The organism is Thermosporothrix sp. COM3 (assembly GCF_059696735.1).
The window spans coordinates 4,046,625-4,072,756 of the sequence record NZ_AP019376.1 but is presented as its reverse complement, the minus strand read 5'-3'; the positions used below and the strand labels follow the sequence as shown (position 1 = coordinate 4,072,756).

The window sequence follows — 26,132 nt, the reverse complement described above, 5'->3', positions numbered from 1 at the left end:
TGACGGTGTTGAGTGTGTGAAGTTTGGCTCTCAGGAAGTTAGCTGGGATAAGGGAGGCTCTCATGAAGGCAGTTGTTATGGCCGGAGGTGAAGGCTCACGGCTACGCCCCTTAACGATTCGGCGCCCTAAACCGATGGTTCCCATTGCCGGCAAGCCGGTTATGGAACATATTCTGAATCTGCTGAAACGACACGGAATTACTGAAGTGGTAGTTACCGTTCAGTATCTGGCGAGCAGTATTGAAGATTACTTTGGCAATGGCTCTCAGTTTGGCATGCATATCACCTACTCGCGGGAAGATGTGCCACTGGGGACCGCCGGCAGTGTCAAAAATGCGGAAGAGCATCTGACAGAGCCATTTCTGGTGATCAGTGGTGATGCTCTGACCGATTATGACCTTACCGATTTAGTCAAGTATCACAACGAAAAGAAGTCCCTGGCAACGCTTTTGCTGGCGCATGTGCATAATCCTCTGGAATATGGAGTTATTATCACCAATGAGGATGGGCATATCACCCAGTTCCTTGAGAAGCCAAGCTGGGGCGAAGTTTTCAGTGATACCATCAATACCGGCATTTACGTGCTGGATCCGAAGATTTTTTCCTACTTTGAGAAAGACAAGCCCTTCGACTTCAGTCAGGAACTCTTCCCGATGATGTTGAAGCAGGGTGACCCGATATATGGCTATATTGCGCCAAAGGGGTACTGGTGTGATGTCGGCAATTTAAGTGAGTATATGCGTGCCAATGCTGACGCTCTACAGGGACGCGTGGATATTGAGATTCCGGCGAAAAATATCGGCAACAATATCTGGTGTGAAGAGGGCGTCGAGATCGATGGCTCAGCTCAGTTGTATGGCCCCGTCTATCTTGCACATGACTGTAAGGTGCGACAGGGCGCGATTATTCATGGCCCGAGTATCATCGGTGGCTACGCCATTATTGACGAGCGAGCGCAGATTGATCGCAGTATTGTCTGGAATAACTCCTATATTGGCGAGCGAGCAGAGCTGCGCGGTGCGATCGTCGGCACCTCAACCAGCGTCAAGGGAAAGGCGGTAATGTTTGAGGGCTCAGTCATTGGCGATAATTCCACGATCCAGGATGGCGCGATCATTCAGCCTAACGTCAAGATCTGGCCTGATAAGGAAATTGAGGCCGGGGCCGTTGTCAATACCAGTATTATCTGGGGATCACAGGGACGGCGCAGCCTCTTCAGCCGTCACGGTGTGACCGGGCTGGTGAATGTGGATATCACACCCGAGTTCGCCACCAAGATCGGGGCTGCCTATGGCGCGATTCTGGCGCGCGGGGCGACTGTCTGCCTGAACCGCGATGAACACCGCACGTCACGCATGATTAAGCGCGGTATTAACGCGGGCCTGCCTTCTGCCGGAGTCAATGTCTGGGATATCAATCAGGTGCCGATTCCAGTGGCACGCTACTTTATCCGCAATACAGATGCGGTCGGTGGTGTGCATGTACGCGTGTCTCCCTATGATCCCAGAGTCGTCGATATCAAGATTTTCGACCATAACGGCCTTGATATTAACAAGACGACCGAGCGGAAGATTGAGAACCTCTTTTTCCGTGAAGATTATCGCCGCGTCTATATGGATGAGATCGGCGCGATTAATGTGCTCAGCGATTCCGATGTGTGTGGCCGCTATATGCAGGGCTTCAATCGTACCATCAAGCATGAAGTGATTCGCGAGCGCAAGTACCAGCTCGTCGTTGATTATGCCCATAGCAGCACGATCCTGATGTTGCCTCAGATTTTTGATGATCTGGGCTGTGAGGTCATTGTGCTCAATACCAGTCGGGACGAAGGGGCACCAAGCTCGCCTGATGATGAGGGACGGGCAATGCAGCGCCTCGCGGCGGTGACCTCTGCTCTGAATATGGATATGGGCATTCGGATTGACCCGGGCGGTGAGCGCATCTGGATTGTTGACGATCGCGGGCGTATTCTGGACGGGATGAAGCTGCTGGCGGTAATGACCAGCCTGTTCTTGCGCGAGAATCGCGGGGGCACAGTGGCCGCTCCGGTAACGGCTCCCAGTGTCTTACAGCACATCGCGAAGCGCTATGATGGCTATATTCAGCATACGAAGGTTCTGCCGCATGCGCTGATGACGGCAGCCATGCGTGAAGGTGTGGTGCTGGTTGGCGATGGACGCGGCGGTTTTGTCTTCCCGTCGCTGCAACCTGCCTTTGATAGCATGCTGGCGATCGCGAAGCTACTGGAACTGCTGGCAACCTTTGAAATGCGGCTATCAGAGGTGGTCGACGATCTTCCGGCATACTATATGAGCATGACCCGCGTGACCTGCCCCTGGGAGCACAAAGGGAAGGTGATGCGCATCCTCAGCGAGCAGTATCGTGAGCGGCGTGCCAAGCCGATTGACGGCATTAAGATCGATCTGGGCAGTGAGTGGGTTCTGGTGTTGCCCGACGCCGATAATCCGCTGTTCCATGTTGTGGCCGAGTCTACGTCAAATGAGCAGGCTCAAGCACTTGCGGAAAAATATGCACGTGTGGTTAGCGGCCTGCAACAGTAGACATCTTTTGCAGAAGGGCTCTTCCTGCACAGGAAGAGCCCTTCTTCTTTTGGTTTGAGTAGAAATGGATTTCTGTGTTTATAACGGAAGAGAAAAATAAACTTGTAATATGAGAGGCCCTGCTTTACAATAGCGAAAGAGGAAGTATCGATTAGCTTCGTTTGTAGGAGCAAAGGATGAACGCGTTTATTGGAAAGCAGATCGGAAATTATAAGATTATTCGTATGCTTGGAAGTGGTGGCTTAGCCGATGTGTATTTAGGAGAACATAGTTATCTGAATACGCAGGCGGCGATCAAGATGCTTCAGACGCGCCTGGTAAGTGAGCAGGTTCAGCCCTTCTTGAATGAGGCGCGCACGGTCGCGAACCTCTCTCACTCGCATATCGTCAAAGTGCTGGATTTCGGTATTGATACCGAGAGCAAATATCCCTATCTGGTGATGACCTATGCCCCGAATGGGACCCTGCGGCAACGTCATCCCCATGGAACGCGCCTCTCTCCAACAGAGGTCCTCTCGTATCTCCGGCAGCTTGGTCCGGCACTTCAATACGCACATGAGCGCAAGCTTATTCACCGCGATATCAAACCCGAAAATATGTTGATAGGTGCAGATGGCTCTATTTTGTTGGGAGATTTCGGGATCGCGGTCGCAACTCAGAGCTCGCGCTATCAGGGCAAGCAGGAGGTTGGCGGCACAGTTGCCTATATGGCCCCGGAACAGATTCAGGGGAAAGCTGTAGCTGCCAGCGATCAATATGCGCTTGCGATTGTGGTCTATGAGTGGCTGGTGGGACAGCGCCCCTTTACCGGCTCTTTTGCTGAGATCGGGAGTCAGCATCTCTTTACTGCCCCACCCTCGATACGGGAGAAGGTGCCCGAAATCACGCCACAGATCGAGGCCGTCGTGCTGAAGGCGCTGAGCAAGAAGCCTGAGGATCGTTATCCAAGCATCCAGGCCTTTGTAAGCGCTTTTGAGAAGGCCTATCAGGAGAGCCAATCGGCTCCATTGCCTCCGCCGCCGAAGGATGTGAGCGGCGAGACAACCCATATGCCCCAGGATGCGAACAAGACGCCGCAGTTAAGCGAGTCGCAGATCCCAACCGCCCGGGCGCAATTTACGCCTTCCTCGCCTGAGCAGCCACCAGTGGGGGTGACATCTGGTGCGTCGCATGTGATGACCAACCCCAATCTATCGCAGATTCCAACCTCGCGACCGCTGATGACTCCCACGCCTTCTGGAAGTCAGCTCTCGGGCTATTATCCGGTGCCTCCGGCTGCAGCTTCGGCTCCTCCAGCTCCGAAGCAGAAGTCTCGTGCCGGGCTGATCCTGACTATCGTTATCTTGATTCTGCTACTGCTTGGCACGCTTGGCGGCGGTGGCTATCTGCTCTGGCAGATGAACAACCAGATCGTCGCGTTAAGCAAGGATCGGGCCGCCAACACGCAGCCGACTCAACCCCAGAGTACCCAACCGATCGTCACGGCCCCGACCGCGACGCCTTCACCAACCAATGAAACTTCTGGCAGTGCTGCGGCAACGGTAACAACGACTCCCGAAGTCACACCAACGGGCGGCCAGATTATTATATACAATGTCGCTGATATCAAGAAGTTCCGCTTTACCTGTGCCTTGAGCTGCGATTACAACGCGCTTGATATCGTTTTGGACTCGATTACCGTAAATGACGAGGAGCGTACTTCTACCTGGCATTTCACGATCACTAATGGTTCTCATCAGGCTTGTGAGTATATGCGAGCGTACAAACTCTATTTAACTGATGAAAGTGGTAAGTCATATAGTTCGTCCGGGCCGTTTACTGAGGCCATCTTGTTGAATGGAGATCAGACGATGGAGCGCTGGGCTTCTGTGAAACTGGGGTCTGAGAAGAACACAGTCTATCAGGTTCATTTTGAGGATACTTGTTTTTCCTTTGGTAGTAATAAGGTCTACCAGATTGAGAATTTCAGGATTTAGGGGATAATAAGAACCCCCCGCATACTGGCGAGGGGTCCCAAAGGGTAGCCACGGTGTTTAGGCGCTATCGCAAATGAGTATATCTGCTGGTTTGCGAGCGCCTTCTGGCCGCTTTACACCAGCGAGGGGATATGGGTAAGTGTGGGTTTCTGCTGGCTTTGTGTGGTGTGCGGGTGCCCGTCGAGACGTTGAAGCATGCGCTGAATGCCCTCATACAGTGACACTTCAGGGTACCATCCAAGCATGCTACGGGCCAGACTGTTATCAAGGACGATCTGCTCGGTCTCGGCGAGTGAGCCAGAAAGCGTGACCGGCTCAATGGTACTGCCAAGCGCCTGCGCCATCAGGCGATACAGGTGTTTGATGGTGTAGCCTTCGCCGCTACTGATATGGAAGGTCTGGTTGTCGCCGCGAACGAGGGCGAGCAGGTTTGCCCGAACCACGTCATCAATATAAATATGGTCGTGCATGCTATCGCCGGAGCCGCGAATGATGGGGGCTCGCTGTTCCAGCAGCATCGCCATACAGTAGCTCAGGGGGTGGTTGGTTGCCTGTTCTCCATACACATTGGCATAGCGCAGGATCGTATGTTGAAAGCCATATTGTCTGGCATAATAGCGCACATACCATTCGCCTGTCATACGGCTGATATCGACGGGTTGTTTGGGCTGAAGAGGAGTCTCTTCTTTGAGTGGAAGCTGGGAGGGATCAACGGTGCCGTAGAGCGTATTTCCACCGGAAGCGAAAATAAACTTCTTAATTGCAGCATCAGCACAGCTCTCAAGGACGTTCAACAGACCCCGAATGCTGGTGTCGGCGTCCAGTAGCAGGTGATCCTGTGGCAGTTCGTCTGTAGTATACGCCACGTGGTAGCTGACGATATCCGGGCGTTCGTTGCTCAGAATCGTGTGCAACTTTGGGCTACGGATATCGATGTGATAAAACCGGGCGCGTGGGTCGATAGTGTGCTGAGTGCTATGACTGAGATTGTCGATGACCACAACATCGTGGTTTGCTTCCAGATACGCTTGTGTGAGATGGGTGCCGATAAAGCCTGCTCCTCCCAAGAGTGCTATTTTCATAGAACTTCCTTCTCTCCTTCGTTCTTCTAGGGACTGGCCTTTGTCCGATACCGGATTGTGTGTATGGGTTTGTGTTGCGAAACGTCACATGTTGTTCTGCTTTTTTTGCTCCCCTTTGTTTCTAGTGTACCCCCATTATGTATAGACATGGGTAGATCCATATTCTTAAAATGAATTGAGTAGATTTTTGGGAAAAGAGCAAAAATATTCTACTGTCTATTATACTGACTTTTTACTTACTGAGGCTCGAAATGCTCGCTGCTCTGCAGCAAAAAGAAATGGGGTACCAGAACAGATACCCCATTATGCCGTGTGAGTTGCGTCTGAACTGTTCTTATGCTGGCGGTGTGCCTCCACTCAGCAGCTTATCGAGCGTTGACTTCTTGATACGATACGCCTGACGTTTGCCCCGGTGGGGGAGCGTGATCGCCTCAAGCGCGCCACTCTTGATCCAGCGTCGTACGGTCGTATCATCCACGCGCAGACGACGTGCTACTTCCCGAACAGTTAACAGTTCATCATGGGTCTCTTCTACCATGCTTCTACCACTCCTGCACCGATTGGTGCTCATGTGCACTAAATTGGACGACTTCTTGATCAACAGAGATATATCGCTGTTTTTCAATCTCCTATTGAGGAGACTGATACGTAAATGCCTTCTGGACATTCGGTTGACGTTAGTCTGACAGTAAAGGCACAGGCTATTCTACCGTCCTGAGTTGTCCGTCTGTCCCGTTGGGTAACTGGCGATGCAACGAAACTACATACAACTTTGGTTGCCAGTTAACTATACTATACATGTCGGTGCAAACACTGTAGTAATAGACTTGTCACCCGCAAAAGGCCTTACCCGGGCTTCGTGTTGTTTTCGCGCCTGCTCTTTTGCGGTCTGATCGGCGTCAGACGCGATTCACTATTCATCTCGCCAGGGAGGGAATAGTATTCTTGTGCGGTGTCTTGCTCCTGTATTTCAAGCTTGCCCATACGGTCTGCTGCGAAACAGGTTTTCAGATCGACTATGCGACTTACAGAAAGGATTCTTCATGACACACTATAAGCTCATCATAAGTGACCTTCACCTTGCGGATAACACCTTTCCTCTCGATGGGTTTGGACAGCGCCAGCAGGAAGCCTTTATGCGTTTTCTGAGCGCGTTTGCGGCTGAGCCCTCCATTCTTGAGGACACTGCCTCATTGGAACTTATCATCAACGGTGACTGTTTTGATTTTCTGATGGTTTCTCCTTCCTTATCGGCGGATACTCCAACTTCTCCTTACTCTACTATACGTAGTACGGATGCAACTTTTGCACAGCAAAAGCTGGAAAAAATAAGAAACGCACATCCATCATTCTTTACGGAACTGCGGCGGTTCCTTGCTTTCTCGCATCACAGTCTGACGTTCCTCGCTGGAAATCATGACATCGAGCTCTGTTTTCCTGAAGTGCAGCGGCGCATCTGTGAGGCGATTACAGGGAAGCCCAGCGATGAGCGTGTGCGCTTTGTGCCCGATCGCTTCTATTCCCCTGCTCCTGATGTGGTGATTGAACATGGTCATGCATTTGATGCCTGGAACTGCCCCCCTGAGCTCTGGGACGATGCAGGACGGCTCCGTGCGCCATTCCCGGCACACCTGGAATTGCCTCCAGGTACGATCTTTCATCAACAGGTGCTGCGGTATATCGCGCTCAAACATCCCTATATCGAGCATCTTGAGCCTCCAATCAGCAATATTCGTGAAATTGCGCTCCTCTGCCTCATTGATCCTGAGCTATTGCATGATATGGTCCAGCGCACTGTGCGTCTCTTTGCGCCAGAACGGTCTATGACGATGGAGGCTAGTCCTGACCCACAAAAGCTCTTTGACGCGGTTATTTTTGAATTTCTGGCCTTCCGTAGTGAGATGGGGGCACAGAGAGAGGAGCAGCGAGTTTCGCAGGCTGAAATGCTGGAATACATGCAGGTTCGTGAGGCGCTGTCTCTGCCGGTAGAACAGGCGCTCGCCCGCCTCTTTACCTCTTCTCGTGATGAGACCAGCGCGGCGGTCTCGCAGGGGATGCATGAGGGGCTGCGTTCCCGGCCAGAGCTACGCTATGCGATTGCAGGCCATACCCATAGCTGGCGCAGTGAGCGATTAAGCGACACTCAGACCTATCTGAATACCGGCACCTGGGTTGATCGCTATGCGATGCCCTCGCCCGAAGAGATAACGCCGGAACTGATTGCATGGCTTCGCCAAACCGACTGGCGACGCATTCCTTTACGCGATCTGACGTTGTTCTCGTTTGTGCTGGTAGCGACCGATCCAGGAACACCGTCGCAGGCGTACCTCTATGCCTGGGATATGGAACATAATCGCTATGAGGTGCTTGAATGATCGCAACAAGGGCTTTCCCTGAGACGCAGAAAACAGTACAATGTCTGCTGACAAGAGTGATGTATGAATCCGTTTGTGCTATTTTGCCGGGAGCATTGCCGTTTCTATACCGCGCAAAAAGAATTCCTGGGAATAAGAAGAGTTGAGGGGTTTCTTTATGGCTGCATCAGAGAATAAACGAAAAAAGCTTGTACTGGTCGATGGACACGCAATTATCCATCGTGCCTTTCATGCCGTTCCAGAGGACTTATCTACCAGCAGCGGAGAGCCGGTCAATGCGACCTTTGGCTTTACATCTATGTTAATGAAGGCGCTTTTAGAGGAGCGTCCTGACTATATCGCCGTCACGTTTGACCGCCCGGTGCCCACGTTTCGCCATGAGCATTATGCGCCCTATAAAGCGCATCGCCCGACCCTTCCCGAGAATATGAAGCCACAATTTGGCCGTATTCGTGAGGTGGTGTCGGCATTTGGCATCCAGATCTACGAGAAGGATGGCTTCGAGGCTGATGATGTGCTTGGCACACTGGCTGTGCAGGCCACACAGCAGGGCGTTGATACGATTATCTATACCGGTGATATGGATACGCTGCAACTGGTCAATGATCATGTGCGTGTCAAGGTTGCCAAGCGTGGTATCTCCGAGGTGGTTGACTATAATACCGCAGAGGTTAAGACCCGTTACGGTTTCCCGCCGGAGCGCTTGCCTGATTTCAAGGGACTGGTGGGCGATAAATCGGACAACATTCCGGGCGTGGCCGGCATCGGTGAGAAGACGGCTACCCGCTTGATCGAGCAGTATGGAACACTGGAAAATATCCTGAGCCACCTGTCAGAGCTCAAGCCGAAAGAGCAGAAGCTGTTGCGTGAAGGCTCAGAGATGGCAAAAGAGAGTAAATATCTGGCAACTATAGTGCTGGATGTTCCCATTCAACTCAAGCTTGAGGATTGCCGCTTACAGCATGTGGATAGCGAAAGGATCCTGACGCTATTTCGTCAGCTTGAGTTTCGGTCGCAGGTTGAGCGTGCGTTTGCCCTGTTCCGGCAACTGGGAATTACCTTTAAGCCGGACGAGATCGGGGCACAGAGCCTTGACGAGCTATCCGATGAGGCAACCGTTGCGAACGCGCAGGCTGTGGAAGCGGAAAAACTCCACTATGCACCTCCTGTGGGTGTGGTGCCGATTCTCACGCCTCCGCCACCACCGGATGGGACAACTGTTCCGCTTCTGCTCTCTCATCCCGAGGCTGAAAACATCGCAACACCAGCCGCAAACGATGTCGAAGAGATCGAGCGGCCAACACAACTCAGTCTGTTTGGCGAGGAAGAGCCGCGAGTAGAGACGACGCGCCGATTGCGCTTACCAACCTCGCAGGCTATGGAAACCCCTCTATTCCTGCCAGAAAATGCGACAATGCAGACCAGTACCATGATCGTCGATACGAAGGAAGCACTAAACGTGCTGGTGCAAAGTCTTGCTTCTGCTGGTCGCTTTGCCCTTGATACCGAGACTACCTCTGAGGATCAGCGTAAAGCGAAACTGGTGGGTATCTCGCTGGCAATGGCTCCGGGTGAGGCGTACTATATCCCGGTTGGTCATACGCACACCATTGATAATCAGGAACCAGGCCAGCAGCTTCCGCTTGAGTATGTGCTGGAAACACTGCGCCCTGTCTTTGAGGATACCGCTGTCCAGAAAATCATGCATAACGCGAAGTATGATATGGCTGTGCTGTCGCTGCATGGAATTGAGGTCCGCGGACTGGCATTCGATACGATGGTCGCTGCCTATCTGATTGAGCCGGGCAGGCGGGCTCTGGGCTTGAAGGATCAGGTATTTCAGCGGCTCGGGCATCTGATGACACCGATCAGCGAACTGATCGGGACGGGCAGCAAAGCAATTACGATGGATCGTGTGCCCATCCGTAAGGCCGCTGACTATGCAGGAGCAGACGCCGATATGACGCTGCGCCTGGCCGGACCGTTACAGGAAGATCTTGAGCGTAATGGTCTGATGACGCTCTATCAGCGCGTCGAGTTACCACTGATCTCGGTACTGATGCAGATGGAGCTCTATGGCGTGGCGCTGGATGAAAACTTTCTGCATGTCTTTGGCGAGAAGCTGAACGAGCAGATACACGATTGTGAGCAGGCGATCTATGACGCGGTCGGTCACACCTTTAATATCAATTCAACTCGACAACTGGGTGAGGTGCTGTTTACTGAACTGAAGCTTCCAGCCGGGCGCAAGACAAAAACGGGATATTCGGTGAGCGCTGACGTGATTGAGAGCTTGCAGGGAAAACATCCCATCATTGATTATCTGCTGGCCTATCGGCAGTTGAGCAAGCTGAAGTCAACCTATGTTGATGGACTGCTGAATCTGATGGATAAGACGACCGGGCGCGTCTATACCTCGTTTAACCAGACGATTGCGTCCAGCGGGCGTCTCTCGTCCAGCAATCCGAATTTGCAGAATATCCCGGTGCGTACGGAGCTGGGGCGCCAGATTCGCCGGGCTTTTATTGCTGACCCAAGCTACCAACTCTTAACGGCTGACTATTCCCAGATTGAACTGCGGATTCTGGCGCATATTACCGCTGAGCCGCGTCTGGTCGAGGCCTTCAGTAAGGATGAGGACATTCATACCATCACGGCCTCATCGCTGTTTGGTGTGCCGCCTGAAGCTGTCACAAAGGATCAGCGTCGTCTGGCAAAGACCGTTGTGTACGCTGTGCTCTACGGGCAGTCGGCCTTTGGCCTGGCGCAGATTACCGGTATGACCAACTCTGAGGCAGCCGACTTTATCAAGCGCTATCATGAAACCTTCCCGAGCATCAAGGGCTATGTTGAGGGAACGCTGAATCAGGCTCGCCAGCAGGGCTACGTCAACACGCTCTATGGGCGCAAGCGCTTTATCCCTGATATGCGCTCGCTCTCCTTTACCGAGCGGCAGGCACTTGAACGTGAGGCAATAAACATGCCCATTCAAGGGACTAATGCCGACATTATCAAGATGGCGATGCTTCAGCTTGCGGGCGAGTTTCAGAGACTGCGTATGAAGACGCGTATGCTGCTCCAGGTGCATGATGAACTGGTCTTTGAGGTCCCGGTTGAAGAGATCGCGCGAGCCAAGGGACTGATTCGGCAGAAGATGGAACATGTCGTGACTCTCTCTGTGCCGATCAAAGTAGAAATGAAGCTTGGCAAAAATTGGTATGAGGCCGAACCAATAGAGTAGAATACAACAAAGAGGGTAAACGTATGAGAGTCGCTTGTGTGTTTTTGTGAAGGACACACAAGCGTTGTTCCATTCCGAGTAGCTTGTAGAGGAGTTTCCGTGGTTCAGTTATCGAATCTTATTAACAGCCTGCCTCCCTTCCATTTTGCCGATGCCAAGAAGCGTATTGAGGAGAAACAGGCACAGGGGGTAGATGTCGTTGATCTCTCCGTAGGTGATCCAGACCTGCCCGCGCCTGCGAGTGTTATTGAACGTCTGTGTGAGACCGCTCATCAGCCGATCAATCATCGCTACCCTGAATATCGGGGCATGCATGCCTTTCATGATGCTGTTGTTTCCTGGTTTCAGCGCCGCTTTGGAGTCGCGCTAGAGCCGGAGCGCGAAACCCTGGCGCTGATCGGCTCGAAAGAAGGGCTGGTCTATGCGGCCTCCTGTGTGCTGAACGCTGGCGATATCGCGCTGACCCCTGATCCCTATTACCCGGTCTATGTCTCGGCGGCTACCACAATTGGCGCCCAGCCTTATATGCTGCCGTTGCGCGAAGAGAACCGGTATCTGATGGATCTGGATAGCATTCCTGCGAATGTGCTGGCGAAAGCACGTCTGCTCTGGCTGAACTATCCTAATAACCCGACCGCTGCGGTTGCCGATCTCGACTATTTTGCGTCTGTTGTGGAGTTCGCGAAACGTCATCAACTGGTAATTGTGCATGATATGGCCTATGCCGAGACCTACTACGACGATTTTCGGCCACCCTCGCTGTTACAGGTCCCCGGGGCAATGGATGTAGCGGTCGAGCTGCATTCGTTGAGTAAGACCTATAACATGCCGGGTTTCCGCGTAGGGATGCTGGTTGGCAATGCGACGCTGGTTGATGCCGTGGCACGTCTGAAGAGCAATATTGATAGCGGCATTTTTCGTCCGGTGCAGTATGCCGCAATCGAGGCGCTAAACTTGCCGGAAGCATGGACGATTGAGCGCAATGCTGTCTATAAGCGTCGTCGTGATTTGCTGGTTGAGGGTTGTAATACACTGGGTATGCGTGCGGTAGCTCCCCTTGCGGGCCTCTATATCTGGGCGCGTATCCCTGCGGGATATACATCGCGCGAGTTCTCAAACTGGCTCTTTGATCGCATTGGTGTCTTTATCACACCGGGCTCGAACTTCGGGCCTGCCGGTGAGGGCTATGTGCGTATCTCGTTGACGACGCCCGATGAGCGGATCGCCGAGGCATTGCGTCGTATTCGAGAACTGATGGCTGCATAGGTTTGCAGGGCTGCTTGCTGAGAACGCGGTGGCCCTGCTTTTTTGACTCCATTCTAGCCCCCTTGTCTTCTTCTCTGGACGTGATACGTTGCACGTGATACACTGCATAACTGGAAATATTGCATTTCATAGTGTATTATTCTTTGTCACTGAGACGCTCCCTCATTGATAGCGGGAGTGTTCTTTCCCATGATGACTCAGGCGGCAGTGGGAAAAGGGACAATGAGGAGGTTATAAGAGAATGTTTGCGAAGTTGCAAAATGAACCTGTTGCTCAACCTGCCGATTCCGCTTTCTGGCATATCAGATTAGACCGCTCCATTTGTGCAGATATACAGACCGCACTGAATTATGAATGGCTTGTCACGAATGGCATAGGTGGTTATGCTTCCAGCTCGCTTGTGGGTGCAACGACGCGTGGGTATCATGGGTTGCTGGTTGCTGCTGTGCGGCCTCCAGTTGAACGGGTGGTGATGGTGACAGGAATAGATGAAGAGATCACGCTGACTGATGGAACCGTATTGAAATTGGGCACTCATGAATATCAGGGGGGCGTGCTTGATCCCCAGGGCTACCACTATCTAGAAGCGTTTGAATTGGAGGGCGATATTCCCTGTTTCCGCTATCGGCTCACTGACGAGCTATTGCTGGAGAAACGTATCTGGATGGAATATGGGGAAAACAGAACGTATGTGCAATATCGGTTGCATGGGGCGAAGCAAGGCGACAACGCGCTTGCGCTGACATTGGTACCATTTTGCCTGAGCCGCGATTATCATGGGGTGACGCGCGGGTCTGAAGACTGGCATTTTATCGTAGATAGTCAGCAAAATCGCTGTCGGATTCGTGCCTATGACGGAGCGCCTGTATTTTATCTGGTTGCTGGCCCCTCTGCCTTTTTCTCTCCTACCGGGCTCTGGTACTGGCATGTCTACCATAGACGAGAGCGAGAACGCGGTTTGCCCGATCTGGAAGATGTCTATCAGCCCGGCATTTTTCGGCTGTCGCTTGGAGTTGATGAGCCGGTTTCGTTAGTGCTGGCAGCCGGTGAGCAGTCGCTTGCCGAGTTCGGGGGAGAACAGCATGAAGCGGCTGTGAGCGCCGCCTTGCGTCGTCAGCAACAGCGTATCCAGCGGGTACTTGATACAGCGGCCTGCGTGGCGGAACAGGACCCGGTTCGTGCGCGCCTGACGCTTGCAGCAGATCAGTGTATCGTCTCGCGGCCCGCTGCACAGGGCACGGAAGCCAGCCGTACCGTGATTGCGGGTTATCCCTGGTTTACTGATTGGGGACGGGATACAATGATCTCGCTTCCCGGGCTGTTTTTGTGTACTGGACGCTATGAGGAGGCGCGGGCGCTGCTCAGGGCCTTTCTGGCCTATGTGCAGGATGGCCTGATTCCGAACCGCTTCCCCGATTACGACGCCACCCCGGAATATAACACTATTGATGCGACGCTCTGGCTATTCTATGCCCTGGATCGCTATTTGAAAGAGACCAATGATATGGCTCTCCTTCAAGAGGTGTACCCGATACTGGTTGATATTATCGAGCACCATGTAAAGGGAACGCGCTATAATATAGGGATGGATGCCGAAGATGGGCTGCTTCGCGGTGGTGAACAGGGCGTTCAACTGACATGGATGGATGCCAAAATTGAGGAGTGGGTTGTGACACCGCGTCGAGGGAAGCCTGTTGAGGTGAACGCGCTCTGGTACTTCGCGTTACGGGCTATGGAGCGCTGGACGCAACAGCTTGGTGGAGAGAGCACACCCTATCAACAGCGTAGTGAGCTGGTCAAGCTGCATTTTGCCCGGCGTTTCTGGTATGCCGATGGTGGCTATCTCTATGATGTTGTTGATGTGGATGGTGTTGCCAATCAGAATGACCCGGCATTGAGGCCCAATCAGTTGTTCGCGGCAGCTCTTGCCCCTGACCTGCTCGCGCGTGAGCAGATTGAGAGTCTGTTTCAACAGGTAACGCAGTATCTGCTAACTCCTGCCGGGTTGCGTACGTTGAGCCCGCATGACCCGAATTATCATAATCACTTTAATGGAAATCGCTGGCAGCGAGATAGCGCCTATCATCAAGGGACGGTCTGGCAATGGTTGATAGGCCCGTATATTGATGTGCACTGGCTGCTCTATCGTGATGTGAGGGCGATCAGAGAGCTGCTTCAGCCTCTCATCGAGCAGCTCACGCTCATGGGACTGGGGTCGATTAGCGAGGTAGCTGAACCTGAGCCTCCCTTTGAGCTTGCGGGCTGTTTCGCACAGGCTTGGAGCGTGGCCGAAGTGCTTCGGTGTTGGAGATTGGTGCAGGCTGAACAGAATCAAGAGTAAGCAAAAAAATCCTGCGCCATTTCATCTTCTTTTCATAAATGTAGAGTATAGTAACAGTATCGTGTTGATTCCTATGCTGCAAGAGTCGTGGTGGGAGGAATCAACACGATGCGGCATTTTCTCATAGAGGTAGCTATGCGCATCCTGGTTGTTGAAGATGATCCGCGTCTGGGGCCTGGTTTGAAGAAGGGGTTGGAAGGGAGTCATTACGCCGTCGATCTGATTGCCAGTGGTGAAGATGCGATCATTATGGCCCTGACCACTGCTTATGATCTGATTATTCTTGATATTCTCCTTCCCGGCCTGAGTGGTTTTGAAGTCTGCAAGCAGCTTCGTGCGCAGGGAAAGCCAGTTCCCATTCTCCTGTTAACCGCGCTTGGCGAAGTAGAGCACCGTGTCACCGGGCTCGACCTGGGCGCTGATGACTATCTGGTGAAACCCTTTGCCTTCAGCGAACTTGAGGCGCGTGTGCGTGCTCTCCTGCGGCGGAGAAGTCCGATCAAGTCTCCTGTATTGCAATTCATGGATATTACCCTCGATACGCGTTCCCATGAGGTGCGGCGCGGTGAGCGGCTGATTACGCTTGGCAACAAAGAGTATGCGCTGCTTGAGTTTTTTATGCGTCACCCCAATCAGGTCTTAAGCAGAACGATGATTGCCGAACATGTCTGGGATGCCGATGCCGAGCATCTCTCGAACGTGATTGATGTCTATATTCGCTATCTCCGGCGCAAGCTCTGTGAGGCGAATGAGCCCAATGTGATTCAGACAGTACGTGGATCTGGCTATCAATTACGGGAACCGGCATAATGAGCAAGAAGAGCCCTAAGCCCTATGTCTCGGGCGATTGGAGCCGCTATTATACCCCGATCGAGCCAAAGCACAGCAAACGGCGCCTGACCCCGCCTGGTATTCGTTTACAGTTGACGCTCTGGTATTCCGTTGTATCCGCCACGCTGATCTTTCTCTGTGCGCTGGCCTTCTATGCGGCATTTGAACGTTATCTGTTTGTCAACCTGGATACAACATTGCATCTGCGGGCACAACAAATCGCTGAAGGGATGGCAACTGGCTCCGATGGACGCTTGCGGGTGGTTCGGATTATCAGTGAGGAGCCAGAGCTTGATGCGTCGGCGGTGATTGTGGGCAACTGCCTCAACCATACTGAGGCCAGCAGCGATTGCGTGAACCGGCTGAATGACACCACGGCCCGTTCACAGGAGAGCATCTATGTGCGCATTCTGGATCGCTCCCGCTCGATCATCTATAGTACGGCTAACCTGAAGGATGTGCAATTGCCCCTGGAGAGTCTTGATCGGCCTGAGCAGGGGCAGCCCTGGGAGGGAACAGTGAATAACGGTGACGATGAGGCTGTGCGGTTTTATAGCACTATGTTGATCTTTAATGGCAAAATCGTCGGCGTGATTCAGGTGGGGCAGAAGCTCGCGCTGCTCTACACGCGGTTGCGGTTCTTTCTCTTTGTGTTGTTGATCTTATGCCCTGTATTACTCACGATGAGCGGCATTGTCAGCTACTGGCTGGCGGGGCGGGCGTTCCGGCCCATTCGCAGGCTGACACGTACGGCCCGGGCAATTGGAGCGCGTGACCTGGATCAGCGGGTGCCGCTTTCTCCCGCGCGGGATGAGGTGCGGGAGCTGACTATTATCTTCAATCAGATGATCGGGCGTCTGGAGCGGGCTTTTGCGCAACAACGCCGCTTTGTCGCCGACGCTTCCCACGAATTACGCACCCCTGTTGCCGTGATTCGAAACATGACCGAGGTTGCGCTGACACAGGCAAAGAGCAAGGAAGACTATATTTGCGCTCTTGAGGCGATCAATGACGAGTCCGATAGGCTTGGCCGCCTGGTCAGTGATCTGTTAGCGCTGGCTCGCGTCGATGAAGAGCGCATGCCACTTGATAGCGAGCCGGTGCGCCTTGACTTTCTGGCTGCTGATGTCGTCGATAGTATGGCAAGCTTTGCGGCTGAGCACGGTATCACGCTACAAACAGGTACCTTGCAGCCTGCCACGGTGAAGGGGGATGCAGCCCGCCTGATTCAAGTGCTGATGGGGTTGGTTGATAACGCCGTTAAGTATACCAACGCCGGGGGAACCGTCACGGTGGCGGTTGAAGCCTGCGCATCGCATGTCCATTGCAGCGTCACTGATACTGGAATCGGTATTGCCCGGGAACACCTGCCCCATATCTTTGAGCGCTTTTACCGGGCTGACCCGGCCCGCTCAAAGGCAGTCGGCGGGAGCGGGCTTGGGCTCTCCATTATCGATTGGCTGGTGCGTGCGCATCATGGGGCAGTGACCGTTGAGAGTGAACCGGGGAAGGGCTCGACCTTTATGATAACGTTGCCACTGATGCACTAGGAAACGATCGCCACGATAGCGCTGATATTGCCCTCTCCTCCGGCGTCATTGGCTGCATCGGTCAGGCGGCGTGCCATTTCCTCCGGTGTGCCTCCCTGGGCCAGCAAGCGCTGGATCTCCGAGTCACGGAGCATATGCCAGAGGCCATCTGTACAGAGCAAGATAATATCGTTTGGCGCGACGGACTGCTGAAAATAGTCAATCGGAACATAGTAATTCTGCCCAAGCGTGCGGTAATGGTGGTTCCGCTTGGCGCTTTTATACACGTCATCCGGTTCAAGCAACTTGGACGCAACCAGTGTTGCGGCAATAGTATGATCGCGTGTAATGCAGTAGAGACTGTCTGCGTCGGCGTTGTAGACGTAGGCCCGGCTATCTCCAATGCTGGCGACATGAAGCTGATAATGGTATAGCAGGGCCACTGTCAGCGTACAGGCCATGTTGCTATCATAGTCAGCATTACAGTGGTAGACGACCTGATTGGCCTGACGGGCCGCGTCGCTGATCCATTGTTGTAACACAGTCTCAGACGGTCGAACGCCGGGATTACTGCCGGGAATGGGTCCTCTGGGGCCTGTTGAACTGTTACTGCCCATTGGCGGCGTGTAGTGCGTCAGCGAGCGTGGAGGCTCGGTCAGGCGCGGAACCATAATATCTGCGACGCTCTCGATCGCGAGCCGGCTGGCTTCATGACCACCGAGTGGCTGCCCTTGTGTCCCGAGCAGACCATCTGAGATAGCAAGCAGGCTGAAGGGACTGGGCGGGGGCTCCAGATTGGTGCAGAGTCCTTGAATGACCAGCAGCATATCTTCATTTTCCTGTGCCTTGCGTCCCAACTCGCTGATATAGCCGAGCTGGCAATGATCGGCCACCGCCGGAGCCGTGACATCCAGATTGCGCCCACAGTGACGGCAGAAGCGAGAGGAACTGCGGTTCTCGCGTCCACAGTGTGGGCAGGGATTCTCGGGCATCACGGTACGCACAATCACGTTAGCGTTACTGGTAGCCATAATGGTGGGGGCTACAATGGTAGGAGCCGAGTGAATGGGATCGGAATGCAGGGCATCCTCAACCGCCTGCGCGAACTCGCCTGCCGAGGTGAAGCGTTTCTTCGGATCGATGTCCATTGCCCGCATAATCACAGGGTCAACGTTCGGCGGTAATGCATGATTCAACGCGCTTGGTGGCGGGATCTCTGCGGCCAGCGTTTTGATCACAGCCTGCATTGGTAGTAAGCCGGTGAACATCTGATAGGTCACGACACCCATTGCATAGATGTCACTGGCGGGCTCGGGCTTCCCCTGTTCCTGTTCTGGCGCGATATAGTGTTCGGTGCCGATGGAGAGGCCACGCTGCGTCAGGGACTTTTCCTGCTGCATTGCCCGGGCAATACCAAAGTCAGCCAGGATCAGGCGTCCATCATCCTGATGAATGAGCAGGTTGGATGGCTTGATATCCCTGTGCACGATCTGCTGTGGATGCTGATGGACTGCATCGATAGCCGCGGCCATATCTTTCAGATAGGTTAAAGCCTGTTGCGTTGGTAGTGGCTTCTCAGGTTTGAGCAGCGCTTTCAGGGTTCCTCCAGTGATTAACGGCATTTCCAGATAGAGAAGTTCCCCATCCTGACCGAAATTGACCACGGGCACAATATTCCGGTGACGGAGCTGATGTGCATAGCGAGCCTCGCGCCGGAAGCGCTCTATAGCCGTTTGTGGATCCATATTTTGATAGGATATAGAGAGTACTTTCAGGGCGACCTGCTTCATTTCAAAGGTATCACTGGCACGATAGACTGCACCCATACCGCCCATGCCAATGAGCGTTTCAATACGGTAGCGCCCGGCTACCACAGCTTCGGGCAGCAGGCAGCGGCAGTATGGATTCGCGCATATTTTTGTTCCGGGTGGATATTCTGCTTGGCAGCGCGGATTCGGGCAATGTGGCATAACGACTTCTCTACCATCTCTTTTTTCTGACAGGGGTCTCCCTGTAATTGGAAATACCAGAAAGTGTACCTGGGAACCACTTGACTAGTGTATGGTAATGCTTAGAATGCTGTCAATATGAATGATAATTTTGTCTGTATTTCCCTCCCAGTTTGCGAGGATGCCTCAGAAGGAGCGAACCTGAACGGGCTCTCTTGCCATTTATACGGCTGAAGGAGATCCGGGTTGCATGGGCGCTCGCGGTATGAACAGATACAAGCTGATTCAATGTTTCTCATGTTTCTAGCTTCCCCTATCGGACAGTTTGCTTCAAAGTGTTAAGCACGCTATAATCAGTTTAGCTTGGAAAGGGGTCTTATTTCCACAGCCCTGGTCTGATAACAGATGCTTTAAAGGATAACAGGATATCATGCTACAGTTACCGTTGGTGCTTTTTATCGTGATGGCGGAAGTGACGGTCGGCTCTGTCTGTGTTATGGTCTTTCTGGACTGGCGCAATGAGGTACGCCGCAGCTTCCTGATTACGTATGCGTTTATTTATCTCTTCCTGGCAGTTCTCACTTATCTGGCACAGCAGAACTTTGCTTCTGCGGAACTGCTGAACTCGTTTGCACATCTCGATCATGCATGGACCGGGTATTTATCTCTGCCGTTACTGGTCTTTGCTATTCTGCTCTTGTTTTATGCGATTTTCCTGATTGCCGATAAAAGTGCGGGCGGAGATGGAAAAGAGAAAATGGAGAAGGCGGCAGAAGAAGCCATTGCGGAGGGGAAGACTGCTCCGGCGAAGTTCTCGGTGGCGCGTCTTCTGCGTTATGTCTCCGGGGCTGCTACGATTGTTGTTGGCCTGATCGCGATTCTGGTGATGGCGATGGTCTTTCGTCCACTGGCCGCCTCGGTCCTCTCAGGAGGGGTGACTGTTGCTGTCTTCTTCGTGGCGACGTTTGCGCTTGGTGGCGTAATGACGGCGATGTGGCTTGGTCACTGGTATTTGAATACGCCTGCTCTGACTGAGAAGCCGCTGCTCTTTGCCACAAATATTGTGCTGATCTCTCTGCTGCTTCAGCTTGTTCTTTCCTTCTTTACCGGTCCGGTGATTGCCAGTGCACAGAAGCAGCCGCAAACGAATAACCAACCAACTGTGACGGCATCGACACCAGCGCCAGGCGAGAAGGACCCGAACAAGATTGTGAAACCTGCCAATCAGCCGACCGTGGCGCCGATCAGCGTAGATGGAATGCACTGGCTACAGATCGCGGTTGGTTTTGTCTTCCCGCTGATTCTGGGTGGGCTCACCTGGAAGCTGGTACGTGATCGCTCGTTCCAGTCGGCAACCGGCATGCTCTATCTTGTTGTGACGCTTACTTTGGCCGGGGAGATTATGGCGCGCGGCCTCTTCCTGGGTGGTCTGTAGACTGAGCATGCGTCTCTATTGGTGAGGAACGCCGGGAAAGCTTCCCGGCGCTCTTTTTTTATGCGTTCTGAGCTCTCTCCTTCAAGACACGGCGCAGGATCTTGCCTGATGCATTTTTGGGAATTGCATCGATAATTTCAAGGTGGTGGATCTTTTTGTAGCCCGCAAGTCTGCTGTTCACGAATGCCATGATCGCTTCAGGGTTTGCTTGCTGCCCGCGCCTCGGCACAATGAAGCCTTTCACCAGCTCACCCGCTTCCTTGTCGGGAATGCCGATCACCGCGGCATCGCCGACCGCTGGATGTTCCAGCAGCAGGGCCTCTACCTCGGCAGGCGCGATACTGAACCCTTTATATTTGATCATCTCTTTCTTGCGATCCACAATATATGTGTATCCATCTTCGTCGACATGGCCGATGTCGCCCGTATAGAGCCAGCCGTTACGGAGCACTTTCGCGGTTTCTTCTGGTGCTTTCCAGTAGCCCTGCATGACCTGTGGTCCGCGAATGATCAGTTCGCCATCTTCTCCCGGTGGAAGCTCACGCTCACCGGTCTCAAGATCCACGATTTTTTGTTCGGTGTTATGCGTCAGCAAGCCGATGCTTTCCAGGCGGATCAGCGCGGGATCTTTCGGCTGAGCATGAGTCAGGGGAGATGCTTCAGTTAATCCGTATCCCTGTAAGGTGATGATGCCGGTTTTCTCCTGAAGCTGGCGGGCCGGTTCTGGTGGCATGGGGGCTGCGCCAGAGAGAATATAGCGGACCGTTTTCAGCTTGCTGAGGTCTATGGGGGCATGGGCGAGGGCCAGCACAATCGGGGGAACGACAAATACATAGGTGACGGCGTGCTTTTCGCACAGTTCTAGCGCTTGCAGCAGGTCGAAGCGCTCCATAATAACCTGCGTGCCACCACAGGCGAGGAAGCTACCAGTCAACATAATGCCATAGATATGATAGAACGGTAGAAAGAGCAGTGCTGTGTCGGCATCGGTGGGCTGTAATGCGGTCAGAAATTGAATATTGTTGCTGACAAGGTTGCGGTGTGTCAGCATGGTGCCTTTCGGGAGGCCTGTTGTGCCGGATGAGTAGGGCAGGGCAAGCAGGTCATCAGGGGTCACGGGATCATATTGCTGATAGCGAGGCGAGGAGCGGCGAAGAAGGGCGGCGAAGGTCTCCGCGCCCTCAAGGTGTTCTGGAATATCGATCCCTGTCACCAGAATATGCTTGAGGTGGGGGAGCTCATGCTGACTCCGAACAAGCTGAAAGATGGGGACGAGTTCGCGCTGTATCAGGATGGCAACCGCTTCGGAGTCTTCAAGCTGATGGGCAAGCTCGCGCTCTTTGTAAGAGGGATTGACGGGACTGACCACCACTCCCAGTGAGGCGGCAGCAATAAAGGTCAGGATGAATTCCGGGCGGTTGGCGGTGTAGATGCAAAGACGATCTCCTTTACGCAATCCTATATCATGCAGGCCGTTGGCGATACTGTTGATCATTGAGATGGCTTCGCGATAGGTCAGGACAAGGTCATAGTACTTGATCGCGGCTTTTTCAGGGTGTCTCTGAGCGGCTGTTCGTACGAGCTGGTCGTATGATACCTCAGGAATGTCGATGGGTGGCCGAAAGAGCTCCGGCGCTCTCATTTTTTGTACATCCATTGTGCGCTATCCTTTCTTTCTCATAGAAGCAAGAGAAGGGGAAAAGGGGAAACAATGCGCGTGATGGGCCTGTAGATATAGGTGAAAAGAAAACTATAGCAGTAGCATAAAGGATATTTCTGAAAAGGTCAAGTGGAAAAGGAAAATCTTCAGGAAAAGGCCGTTGCATGAAGAGGAGGAGGACAATCGGGCTATTGATTTTTGGAGCTTATGAAACTGGGAAAGTGCTTCCGTACGCTTCAGTGGTGCTGAGAAAGCAAGAAAGCATGTAGAAATGTGGAAATGTGTGCCTGTTTGGACCTTTTCATATAATACAAGTAGAAGTGGAAAATCTCTCTTTTGAAAATGTGTAGAAGTGTGGCGAGGTTTCAGTTACAGTTTGTGTTTGATACATGTTAATACATAAACGTTCTGTCTATCGTAAGAGCGCCATCGAGCATTACATGCGGAGCCGGGAAGGTGATACCCTGCCGCGCTTTATCTCGTTGCCGCTCTCCCTCTTTTTGTGGATTTTGTTTTTACTGCTACTGGAGGCACTTGGCCTGGCCTGGTTCTATAAAGTTCCGGTGTATGTGGTGGGCAATGGAATTGTGCTTGCCCATGAGCAGCAGAAGGGCGAACAGGGTGCTCTGGCAGCCATTTTTGTGCCGGCCTCGCAGGCGGATAAACTACGGGTCGGTCAGGTGGTTCTGGTGCGATTGCAGGCGAATGCTCAACCGGTACGAAGTCAGATAGAACAAGTTGAGGAGCCGCTACAGAGCCCTGATCACCTCTGTCGTACCTATGGGCTGGCCGCGCAGTGTACGACACTGATCCAGCAGCCATCGGTCGCGGTGCTGCTGCGTTTAAACACGTTTTCCGCACGGCAGTATGCGGGGAGTCTGTTAACTGCTGATATTCAGGTCGGAACCCGATCTATTCTCTCTCTCTTCCCGGGTTTGGGTGGGTTTAAGTAGGATGTTGTGGCAATGAGTAAAGTAAAACCTGAAAAGCGACGAAAAAGAGCGAATGAGAAGCATATCCCTATTGAAGAACAGGAAACCTTAAAGTTGCCGGGTAGACGGCTCAAGCCCTCAAAGCTGTCTCGTAAGCGGCGCGTGCCGGTGCTCCTTCAGATGACGGAAACCGAGTGCGGCCTTGCCTGTCTGGCTATGATCTTGAGCTACTATGGCCGAAAAACGTCGATTGCTAGCCTGCGCTCACGGTATGGTGCGGGACGCGATGGCCTGACTGCGTTAGGGATTGCCAAAGCTGCCCGTCATTTTGGGATGCGTGTGCGGGCGGTTTCGTTGCAGCATACCGATCTCTCAGGCGTCACGTTGCCAGCCATTGCACACTGGGAATTCAAGCATTTTCTGGTTGTGGAGCGCTGGTCAAAAAAGACTGTTGATGTGGTTGACCCGGCGGGTGGGCGGCGCCGCCTGACGGCAGAGGAGTTCGATGCGGGATTTACCGGCGTGCTGATCACATTGGAGCCGGGTGTCAGCTTTGTCAGCAATGGACCCGACGCGACTCCTAAACTCTCGCTGACCTCCTATCTGTTGCAATGTTTAAAGCGAACGCCCGGCGTCCTGGCGCAGATCTTTGTGGCATCTGGCATTTTACAGGTCTTTGGCCTGATTTCTCCGCTACTGACGAAGGTTGTGGTTGATCGTATTCTCCCTTTTGGATTAAGCGATGTGATGCTGTTGCTCGGGGTGGGTATGCTTATGCTGGTGCTCTCCCAGGGCGTGATGACGCTGCTTCGAGAATGGCTGCTGGTCTATCTGCGTACTCGGGTTGATATTCATCTGATGCTTGGCATTCTAGAGCACCTGCTGACTCTGCCCTTTAGCTTTTTTCAGCAGCGTTCGACTGGTGATCTGCTCTCGCGCCTGAGCAGCAATAGCGTAATCCGTGATACATTGAGCAATCAGCTTGTATCCACTCTCTTAGATGGTAGTCTGGTTGTAGCCTATTTTTTTATCCTGCTCTGGCTCTCGGTGCCGTTTGGCCTGCTGGTTTTCGGGATTGGCTTTTTTCAGGTCTTATTGATGATTGGCTCATACAAACATATTACCAATCTTGCCAGTCAGGAACTGGTCGCACAGGGAAAGACACAGGGCTACCTTACGGAGGCACTGGCTGGAATCGCGACTCTGAAGGCCGCCGGGGCAGAAGATCGAGCCCTTGAACGCTGGACGAACCTGTTCTTCAAGCAACTGAACATCTCGATTCGGCGAAGCTATTTCACGGCAATGACCAGCACCGGGATGAACCTGTTGCGCACGTTTGCACCGCTGGCACTGCTCTGGATCGGAGCGCTTCAGGTGTTACAGGGCTCGCTCTCGGTTGGCATGATGCTGGCGCTGAACTCGCTGGCCGTCTCCTTTCTCACGCCGCTCTCGTCGCTGGTTAATAATGCACAACAGTTTCAGCTTGTACAGGCAAATTTTGAGCGTCTGGCAGATATTATGACTGCTGAAGCCGAGCAGAAAAAGCAGGAGGTCGCTTTGCCGCCAAAACTGAGCGGCGATATTGAGCTAAGGGGGGTCTCTTTTCAGTACGCGCCCGATTCCCCAAAAGTACTGAAGGATATCAACCTGTCGATTAAAGCCGGGCAGAAAGTGGCGATTGTAGGGCGAACCGGTTCGGGGAAGAGCACGCTTGGCAAGCTGTTACTGGGCCTCTATGTGCCGACAGAGGGCGACATTCTCTATGATGATATTCCGTTGCGGAAGCTGAACTATCAGGAAGTGCGGCGTCAATTCGGAGTTGTGATGCAGGATGCCTCGGTTTTCAGTGGCACGGTATTACAGAATATTGCGCTGAATGATCCTTCAATGGACAACGAGCAGGTGATAAAAGCAGCTCAGCTCGCTGCAATTCACGATGACATTATGAATATGCCAATGGGCTACGAGACCTATATTGCGGAGGGGGGAAGTGCCCTCTCGGGTGGTCAACGGCAACGGCTGGCAATTGCCCGGGCGATAGCCCATCAGCCCTCTATTCTGCTCTTTGATGAGGCGACAAGCAGTCTTGATGTGGTGACAGAGCAGCGGGTTGCGCTGAATTTACAGCAGTTTGCCTGTACACAGATTATTATTGCCCATCGCCTGAGCACGATTCGGGATGCTGATCTGATTCTGGTGCTGGATAACGGCTCGATTGTTGAGCAGGGCACGCATAAGCAGTTAATTAGCTTGAAAGGTTACTATTATCAGCTAGTGCTCCATCAATATGAAAGAGAAAGAAATAAGATGAAACAATATAAAACAACCCAGCTACCATAAGAAACAGGAAGCCCCATGATTTCGGATATTTTGCTGTACGAGTATAATATAAATAGGTGATACGGTTACAGTTGCAAAACCGGGGAGCTGATGGAAGTGTTGTAATGCCCTGTGCAGTGCTGTGCTGCTAGAACAGACAGTATTTGCATGATCTCCACCTCCAAATATACCGCTCTCAAGCTGTTGACCGGTTGCCATGTCGTAAACCGTCAATTTCACAGAGAGAAAGGAATTGGAAACATGAGCTTCGATGTCGTTCGCGCATGGAAAGACGAAGAGTATCGCAATTCTCTGTCCGCTGAGGAGCTGGCAATGCTTCCTGAGTGCCCTGCTGGCGAAATGGAACTGACCGATGCCGATCTTGAGCAGGTCAGCGGCGGTTGCCATCATCATGCCAATCAGGCAATTTCGTTCGGTTGTGTAAATTCAGCCGCACTTGCCTGCTTGCAGAGCGCACTTATCGGTGCTTGCGTCTCCGCAGGCATCTGCAACGTTGACTAGTCCGACCTCGGACAAGGGTGTTTTTCATAGGAGGGTTAGGGAGGTTACAGTCCCTGACCCTCTGCTTGCTGTTTTCTGTGGGAAGAGAGAGGATGATGAAGGATGTGAGTGAT

At 52.9% G+C, this 26,132-nt stretch carries 17 protein-coding genes; 12 read left to right on the top strand and 5 right to left on the bottom strand.

Features of this window, described 5'->3' with window-relative positions; all coding sequences use genetic code 11:
• The first annotated feature begins 62 nt into the window (after positions 1 to 62).
• Both KTH_RS17240 and KTH_RS17235 read left to right on the top strand, forming a co-directional pair.
• A complete protein-coding gene (locus tag KTH_RS17240) occupies positions 63 to 2,561 on the top strand; it encodes a sugar phosphate nucleotidyltransferase (RefSeq protein ID WP_497620183.1) in 2,499 nt (832 codons plus the stop codon).
• Between the two features lie 176 nt (positions 2,562 to 2,737).
• Positions 2,738 to 4,537 carry a serine/threonine protein kinase gene (locus KTH_RS17235; RefSeq protein WP_497620181.1) on the top strand — a complete coding sequence of 600 codons (1,800 nt, stop codon included), beginning with the start codon at positions 2,738 to 2,740 and terminating at the stop codon, positions 4,535 to 4,537.
• A 113-nt stretch (positions 4,538 to 4,650) separates the two neighbouring features.
• Here KTH_RS17235 and KTH_RS17230 read toward each other — a convergent pair whose 3' ends face one another.
• The 3 genes from KTH_RS17230 to KTH_RS17220 all read right to left on the bottom strand — a co-directional run bounded on the left by KTH_RS17230 (position 4,651) and on the right by KTH_RS17220 (position 6,603).
• Positions 4,651 to 5,619 carry an NAD-dependent epimerase/dehydratase family protein gene (locus KTH_RS17230; RefSeq protein ID WP_111318341.1) on the bottom strand — a complete coding sequence of 323 codons (969 nt, stop codon included), beginning with the start codon at positions 5,617 to 5,619 and terminating at the stop codon, positions 4,651 to 4,653.
• Positions 5,620 to 5,953: 334 nt separating this feature from the next.
• Positions 5,954 to 6,157 carry a helix-turn-helix domain-containing protein gene (locus tag KTH_RS17225; protein ID WP_111318339.1) on the bottom strand — a complete coding sequence of 68 codons (204 nt, stop codon included), beginning with the start codon at positions 6,155 to 6,157 and terminating at the stop codon, positions 5,954 to 5,956.
• 308 nt (positions 6,158 to 6,465) lie between these two features.
• Positions 6,466 to 6,603 carry a hypothetical protein gene (locus tag KTH_RS17220; RefSeq protein WP_497620178.1) on the bottom strand — a complete coding sequence of 46 codons (138 nt, stop codon included), beginning with the start codon at positions 6,601 to 6,603 and terminating at the stop codon, positions 6,466 to 6,468.
• A gap of 59 nt (positions 6,604 to 6,662) precedes the next feature.
• Here KTH_RS17220 and KTH_RS17215 point away from each other — a divergent pair, with 59 nt between their 5' ends.
• The 6 genes from KTH_RS17215 (at position 6,663) to KTH_RS17190 (ending at position 17,223) form a co-directional block, all read left to right on the top strand.
• Positions 6,663 to 7,994 carry a metallophosphoesterase family protein gene (locus tag KTH_RS17215; protein ID WP_111318337.1) on the top strand — a complete coding sequence of 444 codons (1,332 nt, stop codon included), beginning with the start codon at positions 6,663 to 6,665 and terminating at the stop codon, positions 7,992 to 7,994.
• Between the two features lie 157 nt (positions 7,995 to 8,151).
• Positions 8,152 to 11,235 (top strand): DNA polymerase I, encoded by a 3,084-nt coding sequence (gene polA / locus KTH_RS17210; protein ID WP_111318335.1) that lies wholly within the window; start codon positions 8,152 to 8,154, stop codon positions 11,233 to 11,235.
• 99 nt (positions 11,236 to 11,334) lie between these two features.
• The gene (locus KTH_RS17205; RefSeq protein WP_111318333.1) at positions 11,335 to 12,501 is read left to right on the top strand and encodes an LL-diaminopimelate aminotransferase; all 1,167 of its coding nucleotides are present in this window, start codon (positions 11,335 to 11,337) and stop codon (positions 12,499 to 12,501) included.
• Positions 12,502 to 12,742: 241 nt separating this feature from the next.
• On the top strand, positions 12,743 to 14,842 hold the full coding sequence (locus tag KTH_RS17200; RefSeq protein WP_111318331.1) for an amylo-alpha-1,6-glucosidase: 2,100 nt from the start codon (positions 12,743 to 12,745) through the stop codon (positions 14,840 to 14,842).
• 135 nt (positions 14,843 to 14,977) lie between these two features.
• The gene (locus tag KTH_RS17195; protein WP_497623252.1) at positions 14,978 to 15,652 is read left to right on the top strand and encodes a response regulator transcription factor; all 675 of its coding nucleotides are present in this window, start codon (positions 14,978 to 14,980) and stop codon (positions 15,650 to 15,652) included.
• Positions 15,652 to 17,223, top strand: a complete 1,572-nt coding sequence (locus KTH_RS17190) for a sensor histidine kinase (protein WP_111318329.1) — start codon at positions 15,652 to 15,654, stop codon at positions 17,221 to 17,223. Before KTH_RS17195 ends, KTH_RS17190 begins: the two co-directional genes overlap by 1 nt.
• On the opposite strand, the gene KTH_RS17185 is transcribed toward KTH_RS17190, so the two are convergent.
• Positions 17,220 to 19,172 (bottom strand): protein kinase domain-containing protein, encoded by a 1,953-nt coding sequence (locus tag KTH_RS17185; RefSeq protein WP_111318327.1) that lies wholly within the window; start codon positions 19,170 to 19,172, stop codon positions 17,220 to 17,222. The genes KTH_RS17190 and KTH_RS17185 overlap by 4 nt on opposite strands.
• 409 nt (positions 19,173 to 19,581) lie before the next feature.
• Here KTH_RS17185 and KTH_RS17180 point away from each other — a divergent pair, with 409 nt between their 5' ends.
• A complete protein-coding gene (locus tag KTH_RS17180) occupies positions 19,582 to 20,586 on the top strand; it encodes a hypothetical protein (protein ID WP_111318325.1) in 1,005 nt (334 codons plus the stop codon).
• Positions 20,587 to 20,644: 58 nt separating this feature from the next.
• On the opposite strand, the gene KTH_RS17175 is transcribed toward KTH_RS17180, so the two are convergent.
• Positions 20,645 to 22,243 (bottom strand): class I adenylate-forming enzyme family protein, encoded by a 1,599-nt coding sequence (locus KTH_RS17175; protein ID WP_111318323.1) that lies wholly within the window; start codon positions 22,241 to 22,243, stop codon positions 20,645 to 20,647.
• Positions 22,244 to 22,635: 392 nt separating this feature from the next.
• Here KTH_RS17175 and KTH_RS17170 point away from each other — a divergent pair, with 392 nt between their 5' ends.
• The 3 genes from KTH_RS17170 to KTH_RS17160 all read left to right on the top strand — a co-directional run bounded on the left by KTH_RS17170 (position 22,636) and on the right by KTH_RS17160 (position 26,019).
• Entirely contained in the window at positions 22,636 to 23,199 is a 564-nt protein-coding gene (locus tag KTH_RS17170) for a hypothetical protein (protein WP_137686095.1), read from the top strand.
• Positions 23,200 to 23,211: 12 nt separating this feature from the next.
• Positions 23,212 to 25,518, top strand: a complete 2,307-nt coding sequence (locus tag KTH_RS17165; RefSeq protein ID WP_497620175.1) for a peptidase domain-containing ABC transporter — start codon at positions 23,212 to 23,214, stop codon at positions 25,516 to 25,518.
• Positions 25,519 to 25,758: 240 nt separating this feature from the next.
• The gene (locus KTH_RS17160) at positions 25,759 to 26,019 is read left to right on the top strand and encodes a mersacidin/lichenicidin family type 2 lantibiotic (RefSeq protein WP_111318317.1); all 261 of its coding nucleotides are present in this window, start codon (positions 25,759 to 25,761) and stop codon (positions 26,017 to 26,019) included.
• Positions 26,020 to 26,132 lie beyond the last annotated feature (113 nt).